This is a genomic window from Azospirillum sp. UENF 211521, from assembly GCF_058780535.1.
Map to the genome: position 1 here is coordinate 985552 of NZ_JBSNCF010000001.1, position 22673 is coordinate 1008224.

Consider the following 22673-nt stretch of genomic DNA (forward strand, 5'->3'; position numbering starts at 1 on the left):
TTGTCGGTGACGGCGGCGTCCCGCCGATGAAGGGTTGTGGCGGGCCGCAGGAGCATGTTCACGCGCGGCGGCGCTGTGATATCCTCCCGCGACCGAAGGCTGTCGGCGGTGCGGAGTGAGTTCGATGAGCGACGAGTTTCTTTTCGCCGACGACGAGCCGGGTATCGAGGCCGAGACGGCGAAGGAAACGGCGCCGGAGCCCGCCGACCCCTGGATCATCCTGATCGTCGACGACGATCCGGCGATCCACGCCACCACCAAGATGGTCCTGCGCGGCTTCACCTTCGAAGGCCGCCCGGCGCAGTTCCTCTCCGCCGGTACCGCGGCCGAGGCGCGCAGCCTGCTGGAGCAGAACCCGGCCATCGCCGTGGTGCTGCTGGACGTGGTGATGGAATCGGACGACGCAGGCCTGCGGCTGGTGCGCATGATCCGCAGCGAGCTGAACAACCGGCGCGTGCGCATCATCCTGCGCACCGGCCAGCCGGGGCAGGCGCCGGAACGCGACGTCATCCTGAACTACGACATCAACGACTACAAATCGAAGACGGAGCTGACGGCGCAGAAGCTGTTCACCTCGGTCGTCGCCGCCCTGCGCGGCTATCAGGACATCACCGCCATCGAGGACCACCGCCGGGGGCTGGAGCGAATCCTGGACGCCTCCTCCGCCCTGCTGGACAAGCGGACCATGGCGGAGTTCGTCCGCGGCGCGGTGTCGAAGATCGCCGAGATCTGCCCGCCCTGCGACGGCATCGCCCTGTGCAGCCGCTGGACGGAGGAGGAAACCGGCGGCGCCGCGCGCGATCCGCTGGTGCTGGGGGCCGGCGGCATCCACGCGGCGGCGGAGGGCAAGCCGGTGCGCGCCGCCCTGCCGGCGGAGGCGGCGGAGGCGGTGACCCAGGCGCTGGCCGACGGACGCAACCGCTACGAACGGGAGCGCAGCCTGCTGGTCTTCCGTTCCACCTCGCGGCACCACGACACGGTGTTCCACATCAGCCACCGGCGTCCCCTGACCGAGGACGAGCGACGGCTGCTGGAGGTCTTCTGCTCCAAGATCGCGGTCGGCTTCGACAACGTGCATCTCTACGAGGAGCTGAGCGCGCTCAACCGCAACCTGGAAAGCCAGGTGGCCGACCGCACCCGCGAACTGGTCGCCGCGACCGAGGCGGCCGAGGCGGCGAGGGCGGAGGCGGAGGCGGCCAACCAGGCCAAGTCGCTGTTCCTGGCGACGATGAGCCACGAGATCCGCACACCGATGAACGGCGTCCAGGGCATGCTGGAGCTGCTGGAATACACGCCGCTGACCCCCGAGCAGCAGGAACTGGTCGCCGTCGTGCGCGATTCGGCGGGGGCGCTGCTGACCATCATCAACGACATTCTGGACTTCTCGAAGATCGAGGCCGGGCGGCTCGACCTGGAACGGGCCCCGGTGTCGCTGTCCGCGGTGGTGGAGGGCGTGGCCGAGACGCTGGCCCCGGCGGCGCGGCAGAAAGACCTGACCCTGCTCACCTACGTCGATCCCGACCTGCCGCCGCTGGTCATGGGCGATTCGGTGCGCATCCGGCAGGTGCTGTTCAACATCGCCGGCAACGCCGTGAAGTTCACCCCTTCCGGCTCGGTGCGCATCCGGGCCGAGCTGGCGCGTTTCGAGGAGGGACGGGCGACCATCCGGATCACCGTGACCGACACCGGCATCGGCATCGCCAGGGAGGCGCAGGCGCAGCTCTTCCGCCCCTTCACCCAGGCGGAGGCCTCGACCACCCGGCGCTTCGGCGGGACCGGGCTGGGGCTGTCGATCTGCCGCCGTCTGGCCGAGCTGATGGGCGGCGCGGTGGGGGTGGCGAGCGAGCCGGGCCGCGGCTCCGCCTTCTGGTTCACCTTCACCGCCGATCTCGCCCCGGACAGCGACGCCGTGGGTGTCGCCGCTCCGCCGCTGGCCGGGCTGTCGGTGCTGCTCCTGGCCGCCGACGCGGAGGAGCGGCAGTGCCTTGCCCGCTACCTGAGCACCGATGGCGCGGTGCTGCTGGACGCGCCGGACGCGGCGGCGGGGGGGCGGGCCCTGCCGCCCGGCACGCCTTGCGACGTCGTGCTCACCACCGCCGAGACCGATCTGCCGGTGCTGGACACCGCGGCGCCGGGGCTGGGGCGCGGGCGGGTGCTGCTGGGCGGGCGCGGCGCCTTGATCGACGCGGTCGCTCTGGCGCGCCCGGTGCGCCGCGGCCATCTGGTGCGCGCCGTGCTGGCCGCCGCGGGCCGTGGTCCGGCGGTCGAGGCCGAGGCGGGGCATCCCGGACCGGTCACGGCGTCCCTGATCGCGGAGGGTGACGCGCGGTCCCCCCGCATCCTGGTGGCCGAGGACCACCCGACCAACCGGCAGGTCATCCAGCGGCAGCTCGCCCTGCTCGGCCAGACGGCGGATTTGGCCGAGGACGGCGTCCAGGCGCTGGCCCTGTGGCGCGAGGGCGATTACGCGCTGCTGCTGACCGACTGCCAGATGCCGGAGATGGACGGCTTCGAGCTGACCCGCCTGATCCGCGCCGAGGAGGCGGCGAACGGGGGTTCCCGCCTGCCCATCATCGCGGTCACCGCCAACGCCATGGCCGGCGAGGCGCAGCGCTGCCTGTCCGCGGGGATGGACGACGCCCTGTCGAAGCCGGTGGAGATCGGCCAGCTGCGCCGCCTGCTGGACCGCCATCTGCCGTCCCGCCCCGCCGCCGCACCAGCGCCGGTTGCGCCCCCGCCCGCCGTGGTGGGGAACTCCGATTCCGACGCCCTGCCTATCAGTGCGCCGCCCATCGATGTGGGAGTCCTGGCGACTCTGTTCGACGGCGACATGGAGTTCGTCGGGCAGTTGCTTCAGGAGTTCATCGTTTCCAACAGCGCCAGCCGCGACCGTCTGGTTGCCGCCCACGCCGCGGAGGATTGGGACGGCGTGCGGCAGGCCGCCCACAAGCTGGCCGGATCGTCCCGCACGGTGGGCGCGCGCGAGCTTGCGGCGGCGAGCGACGCCATCGAGCTGGCCTGCGTGGACCGCCGGCTGGACGGCATCGGCGCGCTGGTGACCCGCGTCGACCATGAGCTTGGCCGCGCCGCCGCTTTCATTCATGGCATGGCGCCGGCTTAGCGAGCCGTCGCCATGCCCTTCGGTCGATCAGGCGGTTCCCGAACGGTTCCTCAAGCGGCCATCGGCCGAAGGGCTCGGTCGCGGACCAGCGCATTGAACCGCTGTTCGAACACGGCCTTCGCCTCGTCCGGCAACTCGAAACGGACGTGGCAGCTCTCGGCCCCGACCGTCACAACGGTGAAGGGCAGGGGCATGCCGAAGCCGTCGATGTGCAGCGTGCCGCGCGAACCGCTCATGGCGCCGTCCCAGACCTGCAGCGCCGCGCCGCTGGAGGACAGGTTGTGCAGGCGGCAGATCCGGTTGCCGGCGGGGGTGTCGGCGTGGGCGGGCAGATCCACCGAGTAGCGGGCCTCGCGGCGGCGGTCCACCTCGCTCATCGAGGTGCGGACGACACGGACCAGGATGCCGCGCAGTTCCTCGATGCTTCCCGAGACGTCGTCGGCGATGACGCGCACGTCGGCGGCGTGGTCACCGGTGGCCTTCGCCTCGCTCGACACCTCGGCAATGCGGCGGGAAACCTCGCGCGCGGCTTCGGCGGTCTGGTTGACGCTGCGGCTGATCTCCTGGGTCGCGGCAGCCTGCTCCTCCATCGCGGCCGCGATCGCTCCGGCCACCTGATCCACTTCGCCGATGCTGCCGGTGATGGTGGAGACGGCGGCCACGGCGCCGCTGGTCGCCGCCTGGATCTCGCCGATCTGCTGGGCGATGTCCTCGGTCGCCTGTGCGGTCTGGCTTGCCAGATTCTTCACCTCGCTGGCCACCACGGCGAATCCCTTGCCGGCCTCGCCGGCCCTTGCGGCCTCGATGGTGGCGTTCAGCGCCAACAGATTGGTCTGGCTCGCGATGTTCTGGATAAGCTGGGCGACATCGCCGATCCTCTGCACCGCGTTGGACAGCGACTGGATGGTGCCGCGCGCCAGATCGCCGTTCTCCACGGCAATTCGGGTGATGCTGCTGGCCTGCGCCACCTGGGTGCCGATCTCGCGGATCGAGGCGGCCAACTCCTCCGAGGCGGCGGCGACGGTCTGGGCGTTGCGCAGGGCCTGCTCCGCCGCGGTGGCCACGGACTGGCTGTTCGCCCCGACCGCGCTCGCCGACTGGGCCATGGCAGCGGCGTTGCGTTCCATCCGCTCGGTGCGTTCGGACACTTGATCCACGGCGTTGCGGGTTTCGCGCTCCACCGTTTGCGCCATGTTCTCCAGCGCGTCGCGCTTGGCGATCTCGGCCTGCTCGCGTTGGCGCTCCTGCTCCCGGCGCATGCGCTGGTTCTCCAGCCCGTTGGCCTTGAACACCTCCACCGCTTGGGCCATCGCGCCGATCTCGTCGCGCCCGCCGGTCGCCGGCACGATGGTGTCATAGTCACCGCCGACGATGCGCCGCATCGTCTCGGTGAGCCGCGCCACCGGCCGTACGACGCGGAGCACCACCACCGCCATGCCCAGGATCACCATCACAGCGCCGATCCCCAGGAGCACCAGGGAGGTTACATTGGCGGTGGCGTGGGTGGCTTGAGCCTCCGCGTAGCGCTCCCCGGCGACGCGCACCTGAAGGTCGATGAGTTGGCTGATGCCGTCGGTGACGGGGTCAATCGTCTGGTACAGTTCGTTCTTCACGTAGGCGTCGAGGGCAGCGGCGTCCCGACCCGACAGGACGCCGATCAGCCGTTCCACCGCCGCGTCGGCTTTGGCCATTTCCGGCTTGATCCCATTCACCAGCGCCGTCTCTTCCTGGTCGAGGTTGGTGCCGAGATAGGCGTTCCAGCGCTCGCGAATGTCATCCTTGGCCTTGCGGATGGAAGACAGGCTTTCGTTCCAGGTGAAGTTGCCATTGCGCGCCTTGTGCGAGGCATCGACGATGAAGACGGCATAGGCGTCGGAGATGATCTTGAGGTCTCGCAAGGGCAGAACGCGCTCATCGTGGACCGTGCGGAGATTCCCGTTCGCCACGTTGAGCGCGCGCAACCCTGCCAGATCGCTCAGCGCCAGCAGGGCGCCCAGCAGGCTGAGAACCGAGAGCAAAATGAATTTGATGGTGAATCTCATGAAGCGCTCCCTTTGTGCAGCGGATTCGGATCCGCCTGCGTCCGTTTCTTTTCGAGCGCCAATGTGAGCTTCAATAAGTAAATAAATTCAAAAGGCCGCCGCCATTCCTTCGTTGTAAGCGGTCATGTGTTGGGCATCAAGCGGCGGCCTTTTTGATATCTATCCTGCGTTATGCTTTGTATTGGTCTTTGTCATAGGAAGGGTTTGGAAAATTTCAGTGAACCTTTATTTCGTTGCCGCGGTCCCGGCGATAAATGTGCACATGGTAGGCGGCCATCGGATTGCCCCGGACATATTCGACCAGCCGCCGCTCCGTGTCCGGCGTGGCGTTGCGGATCAGCATCTGCCAAGCTGGCTCCATGGTGGCGCGCTGCGTCTCGTTGTGCGGCAGCATGATGAAGCCTGCCCATTCCGGCCGGAAGTCAGCGAGATAGCTTTCGGCATAATGCCGCATCATGGATGCGTCATTGACGTTGACCGACTTCATGTTCTCGAAGCAGACACGAAGCTGCATGTTCCGTCTCCCTCGTTTCGCGAGTCTCGATACAACGGATATGTGCAGTGTTCGTCCCTTCCGCACCCATCCGACGGCTGAAAATTCGGGTGGGACCTGCCGCGCTCCCGCCATGAAGAAAACCCCTCCCCGCGGAGCGGGAAGGGGTTTCAGTCATGGCGGATAGGAGAGGGAGACGACCGGCGGAGCAGCGGCGAAAGCCGTAGGACCGCCGGTGCGTTCCTCAACCAAACTTATAACTGATGCCGTAGCCGCCCCGTGGGTAGTCCCACTGAATATTTTCCTTGTCCTGGCAGACCACGCGGCAGGTGCCGCATTCCAGGCAGCCATCGGTGGCCAGCGTCACGCTGCCCGTCTCGTTCTTGCTGTAGCAGGCGGCCGGGCAGCAGACGGTGCAGGCCTGGGACTCGCAGGACTTGCAGACCGCATCGTTGCGGATCTGGATGTGCGGCCGGCTTTCGTCGACGATGTAGCGGTTCTGGTACAGCTTCTCTTCGATCTTGACCACGATGCTCATCGCACGGCCCTCACCAGCTTGATTGCGTCGCCGACCAGACCCATGATCGAGCGCTTCTTGACGAAGGACTTCATGATCTCCTTCTCCTTCGTCCTCTTGTCGACGCTGTCCACGGTGAACCAGCTGTGGGCCGCGGCGGTCAGCGTGTCGGGATAGGCGCCGAAGAACTGCTTGTTCTCGTGCATGATGCCCGGCAGGTTCCGGTACTTCTTCAGGTCCTTCATGATGAAGCTGTCGTCCAGCTTCTTCTTGTAGGCGGCGAGGTTGGCGGCGTTGAAGGGCTTGCCGGCCTGCTTCAGCTCGATCACCGTCTCCGCCGCCATGCGGCCCGACGCCATGGCGAGGTTGGAGCCCTCGCGGTGGGCGGCGTTGTTGAAGTGGGCGGCGTCGCCGACCACCATCCAGCCGTCGCCGTAGAGCTGCGGCACCGCCTTGTAGCCGCCCTCCGGGATCATGTGGGCGGCGTATTCCTTCATCTCCGCCCCTTCGATCAGCGGCTTGATGACGGGGTGGTTCTTCAGGTCCTCCAGCATCTTGTAGGGCGGGATGGCGCCCTCCTTGAAGTCGGAGATCAGGCAGCCGATGCCGATCGTCAGCGATTCCTTGTTGGTGTAGAGGAACGCCGTGCCGACCATGCCCTTGGTCACCTTGCCCATGATCTCGATGACCACGCCCTCTTCGTCCTTCAGGCCGAAGCGCTGCTGGATCAGTTCGGGATCGATGAACAGGATTTCCTTGACGGCCAGCGCGACGTTCTGCGGTGCCAGCTCCTGCTGGAAGCCGGTGCGGCGGGCGAGCAGGGCGTTCACGCCGTCGGCCATGATGACCACGTCGGCGTGGATCTCGCCGCCCTCGCGGTCGGTGCGCACGCCGATGACCTTGCCCGAGGCGTCGCGGATCAGCTCCGTCACCGTGGTCTCGCAGATTTGCAGGCCGCCGGCCTCGCGGATCTTTTCGGAGAACCACTTGTCGATGTTGGCGCGGATGATCGTGTAGCGGTTCGGCTTGTCGCTGTTGAAAGCCTCCGACCGGTAGTTGGTGCCGATGTAGTTGTCGTCGCCGAGCAGCCAGACGCGCTGTTCGATGATGTGGCGCTCGGTCGGGCAATCCTCGCGGAAGTCCGGGATGATCTTCTCCAGCTCGGCGGCGTACATGATGCCGCCCTGGACGTTCTTGGCGCCGGGATACTCCCCGCGCTCGAGCTGAAGAACGTTGAGGCCCTGCTTGGCCAGCGTGTAGGCCGCCGCGTTGCCGGACGGGCCGGCACCGATGACGATGGCGTCGAACTTTTCGACCATGTCCTGTTGGCTCCTTATCGTCCGGTTGCTTAGCCGGCCAGCCGGTTGACCGACAGGCGCTTGCCGAAGGCGTCGGTCAGGGCCGGCAGGATGGTCAGCGCGTCGCCGACCAGCCCGAGATGGGCGAAGTCGAAGATCGGCGCGTTGGGATCGGTGTTGATGGCCAGGATCAGGTCGGACTTCTCCATGCCGACCCGGTGCTGGATGGCGCCGGAGATGCCGGCGGCGATGTAGAGCTTCGGGCGCACCGTCTTGCCGGTCTGCCCGACCTGACGGTCGAAGCCGGTCCAGCCGGCCTGGACCAGCGGACGGGTCACCCCGACCTCGCCGCCCAGAACCTTGGCGAGGTCGAAGACCAGCTTCAGATTCTCCGGCTTGCCGAGCCCCTTGCCCGCCGCGACGATGATGTCGGCGAAGGCGAGCTGCGCTTCGTTCTGCTCGCGGTCGGCGATGAAGCTCAGCACCTTGGTGATGACGTCAGTCTCGCGCAGCGCCGGGAACACCTCGACCACGCGGCCGGTGCGGTTGTCGTCGCGGTCGGGCATCGACATCACGCGCGGCCGCACCGTGGCCATCTGCGGCCGGTAGGCCAGCGTCTGGATGGTGCAGAGCAGCGTGCCGCCGAAGGTCGGGCGGGTGGCCGCTAGCGACCGGTTGTCCATGTAGATGTCCAGCTCGGTGCAGTCGGCGGTCAGGCCGGTGGCGAGCGTGGTGGCGATGGCGCCGGCGAGGTCGCGGCCCAGCGTGGTGGCGCCCAGCAGCACGATCTCCGGCTTGTAGGTGTTGACCACGTCGGTCATCACCCGGGTGTAGGGATCGGTGCGGTAGTCGGCCAGGACCGGGTCGGTCACCTTGTAGACGACGTCGGCGCCGTAGGTGAAGGCGTCGCCGCAGATGGCGTTCAGCTCCGGGCTGTCGGCGCCCAGGACCACGGCCCCCACCTCGACCCCCAGCTTGTCGGCGAGCTTGCGGGCCTCGCCCACCAGCTCCCACGACACGGAATGGACGGAGCCGCGCTCCTGCTCCACGATCACCCAGATGCCCTTGTATTCCTTCAGGTGCTCGGGCAGTTGGAACTTGCGTCCCTGCGGCTTGCTTGGTTCGCTCATCGGGATGTCTCCGGCGGAGGATTCGTCAGGAACGGCGCGTCACAGCCCAGCGGCGGCGCGGGCGAGCAGCTCGTCGGCGAGTTTCGGCTGGGCGCCGAAGATGGCTTCGACCGCGGCGGCGGCCTGGGCCTCGGCGGTGGGGGCCTCGGCCTCGACCATCGTCGCCTTCTGGGCGCGCGGCTTGGGCACGAAGACCTTCGACACGACGGTGGGTGAGCCCTTCAGCCCGACCTTCGTCTCCTCGGCGCCGGTGGTGTCCTTGCTCCAGGTCTTCAGGCCGTAGCGGGCGGCGCGGAACATGTCGTCCATCTTGCCGAAGCGGATGGTGTTCGTGCCTTCCAGCATGGTGATCATGCAGGGCAGGGCGGTCTTCAGCACCTGCACGCCGCCTTCGGAGCGGCGGTGCACGACGATCTCCCGGGCGCCCTGGTCGATCGATTCGATCTTCGTGATGTAGGTGAGCTGCTGGAAGCCCAGCCGCGTGGCGATGCCCGGACCGACCTGCGCGGTGTCGCCGTCGACCGTCTGCTTGCCGCAGAAGACCAGATCGACCTGTTCTTCTTCCGACAGCTTCTTGATGGCGGAGGTCAGCGCGTAGGAGGTCGCCAGCGTGTCCGACCCGGCGAACTTGCGGTCGGTCAGCAGCACCGCGTCGTCGGCGCCCAGCGACAGCGCCTTGCGCAGCGAGGTTTCGGCCATCGGCGGCCCCATGGTCAGGACGGTGACGCGGGCGCCGACCTTGTCCTTGATCCGCAGCGCCTCCTCCAGCGAGAAGAGGTCGAAGGGGTTGATGATGGCCGGGACGCCCTGACGCATGATCGTGTTCGTCACGGGGTGGATGCGGATCTGGGCGCTGTCGGGCACCTGTTTGATACAGACAACGATGTGCATCCCGGTCTCCTTGACATTCCGCCGCCTGTCGCGCGGCGTGGCTACGGCCCTATCAGCAAGCGGCGTGCCAGTTCCGATGATCTTGATTAAGTTACTGGTTTTCATAGATTTTATGGCTGTTGAGAGATTGTCGCAAAAACGACAAAGGGCCGACGTGTCGGCTTCTCAACAGGGGTGTACGCCGCGGCCCGACGCGATCCCGGAGCCCCGTCCGCCCTCTGTCGCCTACCGGACAAACCCGACAACGGCCGCCCGTGGCGGGGACGGCCGGAAAACAGAACGGCCCACGGACGCTCGCCGGTGGGCGGGTCCGCGGGCCGTTCCGGACACGAAGGACGAAAGGGGGTCAGGTCGGCAGCAGGGAGTCCAGCGGCACGAAACGGTCGGCCATCCGCTTGGCCTCGTCCTGGTGGACCTTGAAGGTCTTTTCGGCGATGGCGTTGGACACCACGAAGTCCTGGTAGGCGCGCTGCAGATGGGCGCCGTAACGGGCGGCCATGCCCTCGTCGTCCAGACCCTCCATGCCGGTGTCGGCGGACAGATAGTCGTGGAAGCGCTGCAGGATGTGCAGACGGTTCACGTTGACCACGCGCTGTTCGTAGCTGACGCCGAGGAAGCGCAGGAAGTCCTCCGCGGTCTCCAGATCCTCCAGATCGTCCTTGAAGCTCATGGCGGGGTCCTTTCCGTTCAGATGACGTAGTGATCGGCGCGCGCGCCGGTGTCGGAAGAATGAGGGTCGGGGTGTTCGTGATGGCGGTCGCCGCAGGCGTCCTGGTCGCACAGGTTGCCGCAGCTCCGGCAGACGATGCCGTCGAGCGGCAGATCGTCCAGCCGGATCGCGCTCAGCGGCGGGGCGGGGTGGAGCGGGGCGGGGCGCGTGGCCTCCTCCGCCGCGTGGGCCTCCAGCCGGGCCTCGATGCGGTTGATGTGGTCGATCAGGCAGGCGATGGCCTTGCCGACCGGGTCGGGCATCAGGTGGTGGTCGAGGTCGATGCCGTGGGCGGCCAGCCGGCGCTGGGTGTCGGGGCGGACGACGCGGCCGGGGATGCCGACCACCGTCATGCCCTCCGGCACGTCCTTGGTCACCACGGAGTTGGCGCCGACGCGGCACTGGGCGCCGACGGTGATCGGCCCCAGGATCTTGGCGCCGGAGCCGACCAGCACGCCGTCGCCCAGCGTCGGGTGCCGCTTGCCCTTGGTCCAGGAGGTGCCGCCGAGAGTCACGCCGTGGTAGAGCGTCACATCATCGCCGACCTCCGCCGTTTCGCCGATGACGACGCCGGCCCCGTGGTCGATGAAGAAGCGGCGGCCAATGGTGGCGCCGGGGTGGATGTCGATGTTGGTCAGGGCGCGGGCCAGATAGGACAGGAAACGCGCCGGCCAGCGCAGCCCCCGCCGCCACGCCGCGTTGGACAGCCGGTGGCACACCAGCGCGTGGATGCCAGGGTAGCAGGTCAGCACGTCGAGGACGTTGCGCGCCGCCGGGTCGCGGTCGAAGACGCAAGCGACGTCCTCGCGCAGCAGCCGCCATAGGCTGGTCTCATTCATGGCGAGGTCCGGGTGGGCGTCGATCGCGGCCATGGGGTCCTCCGCATCACGAGGAGACGACGCTCCAGCGGGTGGCATCGTCGTGGAAGGCGCGCAGTTCCTCCGCCGTCGGGGCGCGCTTGGCGCGGGTGGCGAGCGCGCGGACCCGCGGCAGCACCGCCTGGGCGGTGGCGTCGTCGCAGGCGATGCCGAGCTGGCCGTAGGCCATCTTCACCCCGGCCGTGCCGGAATGCTTGCCCAGCACGATGCGGTGCTCGCGCCCCACCTCGGCGGGGTCGAAATTCTGGTAGGTGGCGCGGTCGCGCAGCAGCCCGTCGACGTGGATGCCGGCCTCGTGCGTGAAGACGGCGTCGCCGACGATGGACTTGTTGACCGCCACCGGCCGGTTGGAGGCGCGCTCCACGAGGTCGGAGATCGCCCCCAGCGTGCGGGTGTCCACCCCGCAGTCCTGCCCGTAGAGCACCTTCAGCGACACCACCACCTCCTCCAGCGGGGCGTTGCCGGCGCGCTCGCCCAGCCCGTTGACGGTGGTGTTGACGTGGGTCGCCCCGCCGAGCACGGCGGCCAGCGAGTTGGCGTTGGCGAGGCCGAGGTCGTCGTGGGCGTGGATCTCGATTTCCAGGTCGGTGGCCCGGCGCAGCCGTTCGATGCAGGCGCGCGTCTGGAAGGGGTCGAGCACGCCCAGCGTGTCGGCGAAGCGGAAGCGGCGGGCGCCGGCCTCCTGCGCCACGGTCGCGGCGGCGATCAGGAAATCCATGTCGGCGCGCGAGGAGTTCCTCGCCGCCCAGGCTGACCTCCAGCCCGTGGTCGCGGGCCGTCTTGACCTTGCGTTCGATTTCCGACAAGGCCCAGGCCCGGCTGCGCTTCAGCTTCTTGGTGATGTGGATGTCGGAGACGGGCATCGACAGGTTGACGGTGCCGACGTTGCAGTCCAGCGCCGCCTTCAGGTCGGTGTCGTGCATGCGGCACCAGACCATCAGCCGGGCCTTCAGCCCCAGCGCGGCGACGGCGCGGATGCCTTCGCGCTCCTCCGGACCCATGGCGGGGATGCCTATTTCCAGTTCCGGAACGCCGGCCTCGTCAAGCGCGCGGGCGATGGCGATCTTCTCGTCGAGCGTGAAGGCGACCCCCGCCGTCTGCTCCCCGTCGCGCAGCGTCGTGTCGTTGATGATGGTGGAACCGGCCATCGGCATTCGGTCACATCCTCAATCTGCTGAGCTTAAACAGCGGTGGGTCTTGCCCCCTCCCTAACCCTCCCCCGCTTCGCGGGAGAGGGGACTGGCGCCGCTCTGCCCCCTCCACCGCGACAGCGGGGGAGGGATGGGGAGGGGGCCGGGAGGTGTGTTGTGTCGCAGACCGGGCCGGGGAACCGCGTCCCGGCGGGTGTCGTCGGGCGGGTTGCCGGGGCGCGGGTCCGGCCCGGCCTGCGATCTCGGTGTTACGAATAGACCGGTGCGAACTCCTTCGGCGCGCCCGCCTGCGACCAGTAGGGCGACAGCGAGCGCAGCTTCGCGATGATGCCGGGGACCACCGCGATCACCCGGTCGATCTCCTCCTCGGTCGTTTCGCGCGACAGGGAGAAGCGGGTGGCGCCGTGGGCGGCGGTGTAGGGCACGCCCATCGCCCGCATCACGTGGCTCGGCTCCAGCGACCCGGAGGTGCAGGCCGACCCCGACGAGGCGGCGATGCCGGCCTCGTTCAGCAGCAGGAGGATCGCCTCGCCCTCGATGTACTCGAAGGCGACGTTGCAGGTGTTGGGCAGGCGGTTGGCCGGGTTGCCGGTGACGAAGCAGTTGGGAACGGCGGCCAGGATGGCCTGCTCCAGCTTGTCGCGCAGCGCCTTCACCCGCGTGTTCTCGTCGGTCATGTGCATGAGCGCGAGCTGTGCCGCCGCCCCCAGTCCGACGATGCCCGGCGCGTTCTCCGTGCCGGCGCGGCGCGAGCGCTCCTGGTGGCCGCCGCGCAGCATCGGGCGGAAGCGCAGGCCGCGCTTGACGTAGAGCGCGCCGATGCCCTTGGGCGCGTGCAGCTTGTGGCCGGACAGCGACAGCATGTCCACAGCGCTGGTGGCGAGCGTCATCGGGATCTTGCCGACCGCCTGCACGGCGTCGGTGTGGAACACCGCCCCCGCCGCCTTGGCGAGCTGGGCCAGCTCCTCGATCGGGAAGATCGTCCCGGTCTCGTTGTTCGCCCACATGATCGAGACGATGGCGACGTCCGGCCCCAGCGCCGCCTTGTAGGCGTCGAGGTCCAGGTTGCCCCGGTTGTCCACGCCGATGCGGTGGACGGTGTAGCCGCGCTTCTTCTCCAGATAGTCGCACAGCGCCAGGACGGCGGGATGCTCGACCACGCTGGTGACGATGCTCTTCTTCTTCGGATAGGCCTCCAGCACCGACAGGATGGCGGTGTTGTCGCTCTCCGTCCCGCCGGAGGTGAAGACGATCTCGCTGTCATGGGCGGCGCCGAGGAGCGCCTGCACCTGCTTGCGCGCCCATTCGATCTTGCCGCCCACCGCGGCGCCGAAACCGTGCATGGAGGAGGGGTTGCCGAACTGCTCGGTGAACAGCGGCAGCATCTCCGCCAGCACTTCCGGGTCGACGCGGGTGGTGGCGTTGTTGTCGAGGTAAATACCCTGTGCGGTCATGGCTCAGGCCCCCACCGGCAGGAGGGAGGCGGGCTTGACGCGGACGAACTCGCCCAGCGCCTCGACCAGCTTGGCCTGCACGCCCATCATGGTGCCGGCGGACTGCGAACAGCCGGAGCAGGCGCCGGTCAGCCGGACGTAGATGTCCTTGCCGTCGATGTCCACCAGCTCCACGTCGCCGCCGTCGCGCTGGATCTGCGGGCGCAGCTCCTCGATGGCAAACATGATCTTCTGCATGCGCTGCACGTTGGTGAGCTTCGCCGGGGCGGCCTCGGCCTTCGGGGCCAGCGGCTTGATGGCGTCCAGCCCGACCGTGCCGGGAGCGTGGGACTTGGGCGGGGCCAGCGCGCCGGTCTTGGCGAGCACGGCCTCCAGCACCTCCTCGATCTTCTCGTGGCAGGTCTGGCAGGAGCCGCCGGCCTTGGTGTAGTGGGTGACCTCCTCCAGCGTGGTCAGGCTGTTGACGGTCACCGCGCGCTCGATCATCGCCGCGTCGATGCCGAAGCACTTGCAGACCAGCTCGCCTTCCTCGTGGTCGTCGACCCACTCCTCGCCCTTGAAGTTGGCGATGGCGGCGCGGAGCGCCTCGGCACCCATGACCGAACAGTGCATCTTCTCCGGCGGCAGGCCGCCCAGATACTCGGCGATGTCGCGGTTGGTGACGGCCAGCGCCTCGTCCACCGTCTTGCCGATGATCATCTCCGTCAGCGCCGACGAGGACGCGATGGCCGAGCCGCAGCCGAAGGTCTGGAACTTCGCGTCCTCGATGACCTGGCTGTCGGGGTTGACCTTCATCATCAGCTTCAGGGCGTCGCCGCAGGTGATCGACCCGACCTCGCCCACGGCGTTCGCCTCATCCAGCGCGCCGGCGTTCTTCGGGTTGAAGAAGTGTTCCTTGACCTTGTCGGTGTAGTTCCACATGACGCCTTGCCTTTCCCGCGTTACCGGGTGGGGGGAGAGTGTTCGGGGTTAGTGGGCGGTGCCGCAGCCGCCGGCCGCCGGCGCGGAGGAGCAGCTGCCCCCCGGACCCGCCGAGAAGGACTTGCCGCAGCCGCAGCTGCCCGTCGCGTTCGGGTTGTCGAACTTGAAGCCCGCGCCCTCGACCCCTTCGACGAAATCGACCACCACGCCGGTCAGGAAGGGCTGGCTGGTCGGATCGACGAAGATCGTCACCGGGCCGAAGGTCAGCACGGCGTCTTCGTCGCCCGCCGTGGCCTCCAGCCCCATCTGGTACTTCATGCCGGCGCAGCCGCCGTCGGCCACCGCGATGCGCAGGCCGGCCGCGGCGCCGCCGGACTTCGCCAGCACGCGCTCCAGGGTGTTCACCGCCGCATCCGTCAGGGTCACCATGTCTGCCGCCTCCAAATGCTCCGTCGGGCATGCCGACCGTTCCTGGTCATAGGCTCAGCAAGCGGCGTGCCAAATTTTAAGTCATTGATTTTGATGGATTGTCAGGTCGGACGGCTGGTGTCTTCCCGACAATTGTCGGGTCGGGGCCATGTCGGCTTTGCGACATCCTGCGACGAAAGGACGCACAATTTGATTGTGGGCTTTTGCGAAACCGGCTTGCGGCCCATACAGGATTGTCGGACGGGCGCACGGTTCTGCGAAACAACGGAAGGGGACGGGTGATGGAGCGGCCGGTCGAATTGCGGATGTCCAACGGGCGGATGGCCTTCGGCGAGGTGCCCGAGCACATCGACGAGAAACTGCAGGAGGCGGTGAACGCCCGCCCCGACGCCGCGGCCTGCGAGGCCCTGCTGTGGGAGGCCCACCGGATGGGGCCGCGCGTCCTGCCGGTCTTCTACGCGCTCTACAAATTCTACTTCAACCGCAAGCGCTTCGCGGACGCGGAGCGGGTGGCGATGATCGGGCTGGACGCGGCGGCGCGCGAGGGCGGCTATGCCGGCGACTGGCGGAGCCTGCGCGTGGACAGCGTGGATTGGACGAGGGAAGGGCCACCGCGCTTTACCCTGTTCACCCTGAAGGCGCTGGCCTTCATCAGCTTGCGCAGCGAGCGGGTGGAGGAGGCGAAGGCGATCCTCGCCAAGCTGACGGACATCGATCCGCAGGACCGGGTCGGCTACGGCGTCATCGCCGCACTGGCGAAGGGCCTGGGGGAGGAATGACTTGGGAAGAGGGGTGATTGACGGATCGGTTCCGTCAGTCACCCGACCCGAAGCACACGGCCTCCGCGCCGCAATCGCGGCAGACCGGGGCGCCGCAGGGGATCAGACCGTCCCGCGCGCAGAGGAAACGGTAGAGAAAAGCCTTCCAGCGGGTGCCGGCGGCGTTCAGCAGGGCCAGCGAGTCGAAATGACGCTCCATCAGCGCCGCGAGATGGCTCGGTCCGGCCAGACCGAGATCCCGCCACAGCTCACCCTCGTCGAGCATGGCCCGCGCCAGGATCGCGGCGAGCCAGTCCTCCTCCTCGATGCCCAGCGAGCGGTGGGCGAGCAGAAGGGCGGCGATGTCGTCCGCCTCGCTCCGGAGAAGCGGCGGCAGGGGGGTGGGCGAGCTGTCGGGAACCGGCAAGCCGGCCGCGAAGGCGCCGGGGAAATAGCGGTCGAGCAGCTGGGCGAGCGCCCGCTCGTCGAGACCCAGGGCGCCCGGGCCCGCCGGCCAACGGCGGGACAGGATGCAGGCGAACAGATGCGCGTCGAAGACGTTGCAGCGTCCCTGGCGGTCGGTCAGCCAGCGGTACAGCCGCGTGGTGTCGCCCACCCCCGGCGGGGCGGCGTGCAGGATGCCCATGGCTCCGTTCTCCGGGGGCGGGCGGCCGTCAGGCCGCTTCAGACAGGTTCAGGTGAGGTGGGCGACCCTCAGGCCGCCTGGGGCAAGTGGGTGATGCAGCTCTTGGAGCAGACCTTGCCGCAGCTCTCGCAGCCGATGCAGTTGCCGGCGTTCTTGACGCTCATGACCTTCTTCTCGGCCTCGTCGTCGAAGGCGTCGACGATGTCGCCGTCCTCGGTGATGCCGATCAGCTCCAGCACGTCGCGGCCGCAGACCTTGAAGCAGCGGCCGCAGCCGATGCACATCTTCTGGTCGACGCTTTCCACGAATTTCGGCGTCCAGGCGGCGCCGCCGCGGGTGGTGCCGGTCACGAACTCAGCCATCGTCTGCTCCTCAATCGGGCTTGTTGTTGGGGTTTTTGGTGGGAATGGGCGTTGCCGTTGCCCCCTCCCTAACCCTCCCCCGCCTTTGGCGGTGGAGGGGACTGCCGCCGCTTCGCAAACGGCACCCTCTCCCGCGAGAGCGGGGGAGGGTCGGGGAGGGGGCAAGGTGTGTTCAGGCGGACGCCGTCTCCAGCGCCTTCAGCGCGGCGCGCTTCTCGGTCAGGGTCTTGTAGGCATCGTAGGTCTCCTGGGCGACCTGGAGGATGGATTGCCAGTTCTGCGGCAACTCCTCCGACAGGTCGTGCAGGTCCATCTTCTTCTGGGTCGCGCGGGCGTTGAGCTTCTTGACCTCGTCCTTCAGGGCGTCGATGTCGGACATGGCGGAACCCTCACAGATCGGCGACGTCGGGATATTTGCGGATCAGCGTCACAGCCTCTTCCACGACCTTCGCGCCGTCGGCGGCCAGCTTCTCCAACGACGGGAAGCCGAAGCGGTGGACGTCGCGCAGATGCTTCGACACCACGACCAGCCGGCCCGTGGTCAGCACCATGCGGCCGAAGCCCTCGTGGCTCATCTTCATGATGGGGGAGGCGATGTGGCCGGTCTGCTTCTCGACCGTGATGCCGACGGCCTTGTAGAACAGCTCCAGCCGCCACAGCGTGTCGGGGTCCGGGTCGCCCATGATCGGAATGGCGGCGCGGGCCTCCTTGTCGAGGATGAAGGGCGCGAGGATCGTCTCGTCGCTCTTGCCTTCCCAGGCGCCGTAGCTGTCTTCGGCGCGGAACAGCATGACCAGGGTCTTCAGAAAGGCCTCGGCGAGATCGCTCCCGGCGGCCACGGTGGTGTCGGTCATGCTCTCAATCCTCCTCGTCGAAAGCCAGCTCCTGCGGCTGGCCGGCGTTCAGGGCCTTGCGCAGCCAGGGCGGCGGGTTGCCGTTGATGGTTTCGACCAGACGGTCGAGCAGGGCGGTGATGGTCTCCGTGGCCTCCACCTTCACGGGGTGGATCTTCTTCGCCACCACGCGGGCGGCGGCGGAGGCGCCAATGGCCGACAGGTAGACGATGGCGCAGTCGGCCAGCGCGTCGAGCTTCGGGATCAGCTTGTCCTCGTTGCCGTCCTCGAACATCGAGCCGCCGAACTGGCAGGTCTCGACCATCGTGTAGCCGGCCTTGTCCACCTCGTAGACCACGATGTTCTTGGCCCACCCGAAATGCGCGTCGACGTGCTGCATGTCCTGGGTGCAGAAAGCGACCTTCATGGAACCTCCTTTGCGGGGCCGGCCCTCCTCGGCCTGGCCCACCACACTCAGCCGGCGCTGCATCCGCATGATCCGCTCCCGCAGTGCTGGCCGTGTTCATGCCCGTCCCCGTGAGGATGACCGTGAGCGTGGCCGTGCTCGTCGTGGTCCATCTCCCGGGACAGGAACAGGTTGCCGATCTCGAACAGAAGCTCGCGGGTGCCGCGGTAGCCGACATGGACCTTCAGCCCGGCGCCCAGCCGGTCGAACATCGGGAGGCCCATGCGGTGCAGCGGCACGCCGATGCGCGCCGCCCCCTGCCGCCCGTGCGAGTTCGAGACGATCAGATCGGCGTCGCGGGCCAGAGTCTCCACGTCGGAATGGTCGCCGACCATGACGGTCGCGGCCTTCAGCTTCTCCAACACGGCGGTCTGGGTGGGGGAGACGGCGGCGATCACCTCCGCCCCCATGTCCGCCAGGAAGCTGGTGACGGCGTAGAGCAGGTCCGGCTCCAGCGCCACGGCGATCCGCTTGCGGCTGTAGAAGAAATGCCCGTCCAGCATGCCGTCGACCAGCGTCTCGCGCTGGCGGCGCAGCTTCGCCGGTACCGGGCGGCCCGACAGCTCCGACAGGGTGCGGACGAGGCGGTCCGACGCCTCCAGCCCGGTCAGCCGGTCGAAGAAGACGCTGCGCACGTCGGTCTTCAGCTCCAGCGCGGCGGCGGCGACGCGCATGTGCTCGCCCACTACCAGCGTGAGTTCCGACGCGCCCATGGACGCGATCTGCTCCACCGTCACGCCGCCCAGCGAGGTCGCCGTGAAGTCGTCGGGCTGGCGGCCCGACATGGACAGCGACAGGTCGGGCAGGAAGATCGGCGACAGGCCGAAGCTTTCGATGATGTCGCGCAGTTCCTCGACGTCGCCCGGCGACAGGTGGCAGCCGGCCAGCACATTGATCTGGCCCTTCACCGTGGTTTCCGACGGCTGGACCACCTCCTCGACGATGCCGGTCACCGCGGCGGAGAAGCCGTCCTCAAACCCGCCGGAAAAGTCCGGGGTGTTGGCAAAGACCAGCTTCAGGCCGGCCAGGGCGGGGTTGCGCTGGCGGAACAGCGAATACTGGCCGGCCATGTCTTCGCCCTTGGTCTCGGTCACGCCGGTGGTGGCGACGCCGATCAGGGCGGGCGCGTTGCGCTCGTGGATGGTGCGGACGGCCTGCTCCAGATTCTCGTAGCCGCCGAGGATGGTCGAGACCTGATCCATCGCCGTGGTCTGGAGCGGAATGGCCTCGCGGAAATGGCGGACCAGCAGGACCAGCCCGAAGGCGGTGCAGCCCTGGCTGCCGTGGAACAGCGGCATGCAGCGGTCCACGCCGAGGAAGGCGAGCGCCGCGCCCAGCGGCTGGCTCATCTTCAGTGGGTTGGTGGAGGCTGCCTTGGCGGAATGGGGGAAGCGCTGGATGTTGCCCATGGCGGTTACGCTCCCACCGGCCGGGAGTCCGGCTTGGCGTCCGGTTTCAAGTCCCAGGGGGCGGCCAGACGCACCTGCCGCCAGATCGGGTTGGACAGGGTCTTGTCGATTTCCTCACACAGGTTGACGATGCCGTCATAGCCCGCGTAGGGGGTGTGGCGCTCCTGGTTCAGGTCGAGCCACGGCACCTTGGCCTTCAGCGCGATGAACTGCGACCGGCCGCCCGACATCATGATGTCGGCCTCGCTGTCGCGCAGCATCTTGTAGATGTCGCGGGGCTTCAGGTCGTCCCACTGGTGGAACTCCTCCCCCTTCATCTTCTTGATGCGCTCCTTGTCCTCCTTGGTGGACTTCTTGGTGGAGGTGCCGACGATGGTCAGCCCGGCGCCCTCCAGCGCGGTGACCATCGACCAGCTCTTCACGCCGCCGGTGAACAGCAGGACGCGCTTGCCGTCGAAGCGCGGCTTGTAGGGTTCCAGGCGCCGCCAGACGCGGCTTTCCTCGCGGGCGATGACGCCCTCGGTGCGGTCGATGATCGCCTTGTCGGCGCCGCGCTCCACCAGCATGCGGGCCATGGTGCGCAGCGTGTCCGACATGTCCGACACGCCGTAGAAGGAGCCTTCGAAATAGGGGATGCCCCAGCGCTCCTGCATCTTGCGCCCGACATTCACCAGCGCCTGCGAGCAGACCACCATGGTCAGCCGCGCCCGGTGGGCCTGCGCCACCTCGTTGTAGCGCCCGTCGCCGGAGATGCAGGACAGGATGCGGATGCCGATCTCGTCGAGCAGAGGCTTCACCAGCCACAGCTCGCCGGCCAGATTGTATTCGCCGACGATGCAGATGTCGGTCGGGGTCGTGACCTCCGGCTCCACCGTGCCGATGACGTGGTCGAGCAGAGTCTCGCCGGCCAGCTTGTTGCCCAGGTTCTTCGAGCCCACGAAGCCCGGCGCCATCACCGGGATCACCGGCTTGCCCAGCTTCTTCGCGGCGAATTTGCAGACCGCCTCGATGTCGTCGCCGATCATGGCGGGGACGCAGGTCTGATAGACGAAGACGGCCGGCGGATCGTACTGCTGCACGATCTCCTTGATCGCCCGGTAGAGCTTCTTCTCGCCGCCATGGATGATGTCGAGTTCCGACATGTCCGTGGTGAAGCCGGTGCGGTAGAGCTGCGAGCCCGACGATTTGGTGCCGCGGTTGTCCCAGGAGTTGCCGAGGCAGGCGATCGGCCCGTGCACGAGGTGGGCGGCGTCGGCGATCGGCTGGAGCGCGATCATCGCGCCGTCATAGGCGCAGCCGCCGGCGGCCGCTCCGGGCTTCAGCGCCTTCGAGCAACCCTTCTTCCGCTCCTTCTCCGACTTGGCTTGGTTGGTGGAGCAACCGGGCTCGTTGAAGACGTCCTGGAGCTTTTCCTGGAGCATGACCTTCTCCCGCCATTGGCCGACATCGGCGCCTGTGAGCCGGTCATATGCAGGAGGTGTGCCAGACAGTGAATTGTTTATATTCAATAAGTTGTGGCAAGTGGCCCCGTGTGCGATACCCGACAATGGCGGACTTTGTCGGGTATCGCACAGCTTGGAGCGAGGAGGGGGCCGCGTAAGGCGGACGCCCTCAACGGGCCAGGACCTTGGCGGCTTCCTTGGTTTCCGAGACGGCCGCGGCGATCTGGGTGATCGCGGCGTTGATGGCGCCGATGTTGTGGTCGACGGCGTTGACCGAGGCCGAGGCGTTCTGCATGTTGGTCGACATGTCGCCGGTGACCGCGCTCTGCTCCTCCACCGCCCCGGCGGAGACGGTGACGAACTCCATCAGGTTGCCGGTCGCCTGACGGATGTTGCCCAGCGACGCGACCACGTCGGACGAGACGGCCTGCATCCCCTCGATCTCCTTGGTGATCTGGGCGGTCGCGCTGGCCGACTGGTTGGCGAGATTCTTGACCTCGTTGGCGACCACCGCGAAGCCGCGCCCGGCCTCGCCGGCCCGCGCCGCCTCGATGGTGGCGTTGAGCGCCAGCAGGTTGATCTGGCTGGCGATCGAGCTGATCAGGTCGACAATGCCGCCCATCGCCTTGGCGACCTCGGCCAGCCGCGCCGCCGCGCGGTCAGCGTTCTCCGTCTCATCCATCGCCGTGCTCGCCGCCTGGCGGGAGCGGATCATGCTGTCGGCGATCTCGCGGGCCGACGCGGCCAGCTCCTCCGCGCTCGCGGCGACGGTCTGGACGGTGCCCTGGGTCGCGCCCGACCGCTGGGCGGCGTCCTCGGCCTGCCGGCCGGCGGCGGAGAGCGCGGTGTCGATCTCGGTGAAGTTGTTGTCGATCAGGGACTTGAGCTGGTCCAGCAACTGCACCTGCTGGGTGATGTCGGTGGCGAACTTGACGATCTTGCTCAGCCGGTTGCTGCTGTCGAACACCGGGTTGTAGGAGGCCTGGATCCACACGACCCGCCCGCCCTTGCCGATCCGCTTGTACTGGGCGGCCTGGAAGCGGCCCTGCCGCAGGCTTTCCCAGAAGGCACGGTAGTCCGCGCCGCCGTGCTCGGCCGGATCGACGAAGGTGCTGTGGTGGCGCCCGGCGATCTCCGGCAACGTGTAGCCGAGCAGGGACAGGAAATTCTCGTTGGCGGTGATGACCGTGCCGTCCGGGGTGAACTCGATCACCGCCTGCGACTTCGAGATGGCCTCCGCCTTGCCGCGCAGATCGAGGTGCTCCCGGTGGCGCTCGGTGACGTCGGTGCAGACCTTCACCACCTTGTGGGTGACGCCCTGGCGGTTCTTGATCGGGTTGTAGGAGGCCTCGATCCAGACTTCCCGCCCGCCCTTGCCGATGCGCTTGTAGAGGGAGGACTGGAACTCGCCGCGACGCAGCCGCTCCCAGAAATCCTTGTATTCCGGGCCGTCCTGGAGGCTCGTCTCGACGAAGATGCGATGATGCTTCCCTTTGATCTCCTCGAAGCTGTATCCCATGCATCGGAGAAATTGGTCATTTGCCGACAATATGTTGCCAGATGTGTCAAAGGTGATTATGCCATTAGATTTGTCTAATGCGTCCGTGATCTCGGACGCCTCAGTATTTTTCGACTTTAGAAAGGCTTTAAAGGGCATGCCGATTATCCTTGACGCTTAAGACGGGAAAGATTTTTTGAGGCTATGGGGAGCTTGGATAAAAAA

General features: G+C 67.6%; 21 protein-coding genes and 1 pseudogene. 2 read left to right on the forward strand and 20 right to left on the reverse strand.

Features of this window, described 5'->3' with window-relative positions; translation table 11 throughout:
- Window positions 1-124: 124 nt before the first annotated feature.
- On the forward strand, window positions 125-3121 hold the full coding sequence (locus ACWPN5_RS04550; protein WP_492294486.1) for a DUF3369 domain-containing protein: 2997 nt from the start codon (window positions 125-127) through the stop codon (window positions 3119-3121).
- Between the two features lie 50 nt (window positions 3122-3171).
- On the opposite strand, the gene ACWPN5_RS04555 is transcribed toward ACWPN5_RS04550, so the two are convergent.
- From ACWPN5_RS04555 to ACWPN5_RS04610, 12 genes and pseudogenes are all read right to left on the reverse strand, one after another.
- Complete coding sequence (locus ACWPN5_RS04555) at window positions 3172-5163, reverse strand: methyl-accepting chemotaxis protein (RefSeq protein WP_492294488.1); 1992 nt, start codon at window positions 5161-5163, stop codon at window positions 3172-3174.
- A 214-nt stretch (window positions 5164-5377) separates the two neighbouring features.
- Complete coding sequence (locus ACWPN5_RS04560; RefSeq protein WP_492294489.1) at window positions 5378-5677, reverse strand: hypothetical protein; 300 nt, start codon at window positions 5675-5677, stop codon at window positions 5378-5380.
- 223 nt (window positions 5678-5900) lie between these two features.
- Window positions 5901-6194, reverse strand: a complete 294-nt coding sequence (locus tag ACWPN5_RS04565) for a ferredoxin family protein (protein ID WP_014239763.1) — start codon at window positions 6192-6194, stop codon at window positions 5901-5903.
- The gene (locus ACWPN5_RS04570) at window positions 6191-7492 is read right to left on the reverse strand and encodes an FAD-dependent oxidoreductase (RefSeq protein WP_014239764.1); all 1302 of its coding nucleotides are present in this window, start codon (window positions 7490-7492) and stop codon (window positions 6191-6193) included. Before ACWPN5_RS04570 ends, ACWPN5_RS04565 begins: the two co-directional genes overlap by 4 nt.
- Before the next feature lie 29 nt (window positions 7493-7521).
- Window positions 7522-8601 (reverse strand): electron transfer flavoprotein subunit alpha/FixB family protein, encoded by a 1080-nt coding sequence (locus ACWPN5_RS04575; RefSeq protein WP_200479655.1) that lies wholly within the window; start codon window positions 8599-8601, stop codon window positions 7522-7524.
- Window positions 8602-8640: 39 nt separating this feature from the next.
- Complete coding sequence (locus ACWPN5_RS04580; protein ID WP_492294492.1) at window positions 8641-9492, reverse strand: electron transfer flavoprotein subunit beta/FixA family protein; 852 nt, start codon at window positions 9490-9492, stop codon at window positions 8641-8643.
- Between the two features lie 346 nt (window positions 9493-9838).
- A complete protein-coding gene (nifW, locus tag ACWPN5_RS04585) occupies window positions 9839-10162 on the reverse strand; it encodes a nitrogenase-stabilizing/protective protein NifW (RefSeq protein ID WP_145679128.1) in 324 nt (107 codons plus the stop codon).
- Window positions 10163-10179: 17 nt separating this feature from the next.
- Window positions 10180-11073, reverse strand: a complete 894-nt coding sequence (cysE, locus tag ACWPN5_RS04590; RefSeq protein ID WP_492294494.1) for a serine O-acetyltransferase — start codon at window positions 11071-11073, stop codon at window positions 10180-10182.
- A 13-nt stretch (window positions 11074-11086) separates the two neighbouring features.
- Window positions 11087-12233: pseudogene (gene nifV / locus ACWPN5_RS04595) on the reverse strand (homocitrate synthase).
- A 245-nt stretch (window positions 12234-12478) separates the two neighbouring features.
- Window positions 12479-13684 (reverse strand): cysteine desulfurase NifS, encoded by a 1206-nt coding sequence (gene nifS / locus ACWPN5_RS04600; RefSeq protein ID WP_145679125.1) that lies wholly within the window; start codon window positions 13682-13684, stop codon window positions 12479-12481.
- Between the two features lie 3 nt (window positions 13685-13687).
- The gene (gene nifU, locus ACWPN5_RS04605) at window positions 13688-14605 is read right to left on the reverse strand and encodes a Fe-S cluster assembly protein NifU (protein ID WP_137115835.1); all 918 of its coding nucleotides are present in this window, start codon (window positions 14603-14605) and stop codon (window positions 13688-13690) included.
- Between the two features lie 48 nt (window positions 14606-14653).
- On the reverse strand, window positions 14654-15034 hold the full coding sequence (locus ACWPN5_RS04610; RefSeq protein WP_014239772.1) for a HesB/IscA family protein: 381 nt from the start codon (window positions 15032-15034) through the stop codon (window positions 14654-14656).
- Between the two features lie 281 nt (window positions 15035-15315).
- Between ACWPN5_RS04610 and ACWPN5_RS04615 the strand changes: the two genes are divergently transcribed.
- On the forward strand, window positions 15316-15813 hold the full coding sequence (locus ACWPN5_RS04615) for a hypothetical protein (RefSeq protein WP_492294497.1): 498 nt from the start codon (window positions 15316-15318) through the stop codon (window positions 15811-15813).
- A 34-nt stretch (window positions 15814-15847) separates the two neighbouring features.
- Here ACWPN5_RS04615 and ACWPN5_RS04620 read toward each other — a convergent pair whose 3' ends face one another.
- The 8 genes from ACWPN5_RS04620 to ACWPN5_RS04655 form a co-directional block, all read right to left on the reverse strand.
- Complete coding sequence (locus tag ACWPN5_RS04620; protein WP_145689074.1) at window positions 15848-16438, reverse strand: nitrogen fixation protein NifQ; 591 nt, start codon at window positions 16436-16438, stop codon at window positions 15848-15850.
- 68 nt (window positions 16439-16506) lie between these two features.
- On the reverse strand, window positions 16507-16800 hold the full coding sequence (gene fdxB, locus ACWPN5_RS04625; RefSeq protein ID WP_114860860.1) for a ferredoxin III, nif-specific: 294 nt from the start codon (window positions 16798-16800) through the stop codon (window positions 16507-16509).
- A 172-nt stretch (window positions 16801-16972) separates the two neighbouring features.
- Window positions 16973-17179: a CCE_0567 family metalloprotein gene (locus tag ACWPN5_RS04630; RefSeq protein ID WP_035672275.1), complete on the reverse strand. Its 207-nt coding sequence runs from the start codon at window positions 17177-17179 to the stop codon at window positions 16973-16975.
- A 10-nt stretch (window positions 17180-17189) separates the two neighbouring features.
- On the reverse strand, window positions 17190-17654 hold the full coding sequence (locus ACWPN5_RS04635) for a NifX-associated nitrogen fixation protein (RefSeq protein ID WP_137102565.1): 465 nt from the start codon (window positions 17652-17654) through the stop codon (window positions 17190-17192).
- Window positions 17655-17658: 4 nt separating this feature from the next.
- Window positions 17659-18060 (reverse strand): nitrogen fixation protein NifX, encoded by a 402-nt coding sequence (nifX, locus tag ACWPN5_RS04640; RefSeq protein WP_035672311.1) that lies wholly within the window; start codon window positions 18058-18060, stop codon window positions 17659-17661.
- A 47-nt stretch (window positions 18061-18107) separates the two neighbouring features.
- The gene (nifN, locus tag ACWPN5_RS04645) at window positions 18108-19508 is read right to left on the reverse strand and encodes a nitrogenase iron-molybdenum cofactor biosynthesis protein NifN (RefSeq protein WP_492294501.1); all 1401 of its coding nucleotides are present in this window, start codon (window positions 19506-19508) and stop codon (window positions 18108-18110) included.
- A gap of 5 nt (window positions 19509-19513) precedes the next feature.
- Entirely contained in the window at window positions 19514-20929 is a 1416-nt protein-coding gene (nifE, locus tag ACWPN5_RS04650; protein WP_492294503.1) for a nitrogenase iron-molybdenum cofactor biosynthesis protein NifE, read from the reverse strand.
- Between the two features lie 190 nt (window positions 20930-21119).
- Window positions 21120-22607, reverse strand: a complete 1488-nt coding sequence (locus tag ACWPN5_RS04655) for a methyl-accepting chemotaxis protein (protein ID WP_145689077.1) — start codon at window positions 22605-22607, stop codon at window positions 21120-21122.
- Window positions 22608-22673: the final 66 nt, after the last annotated feature.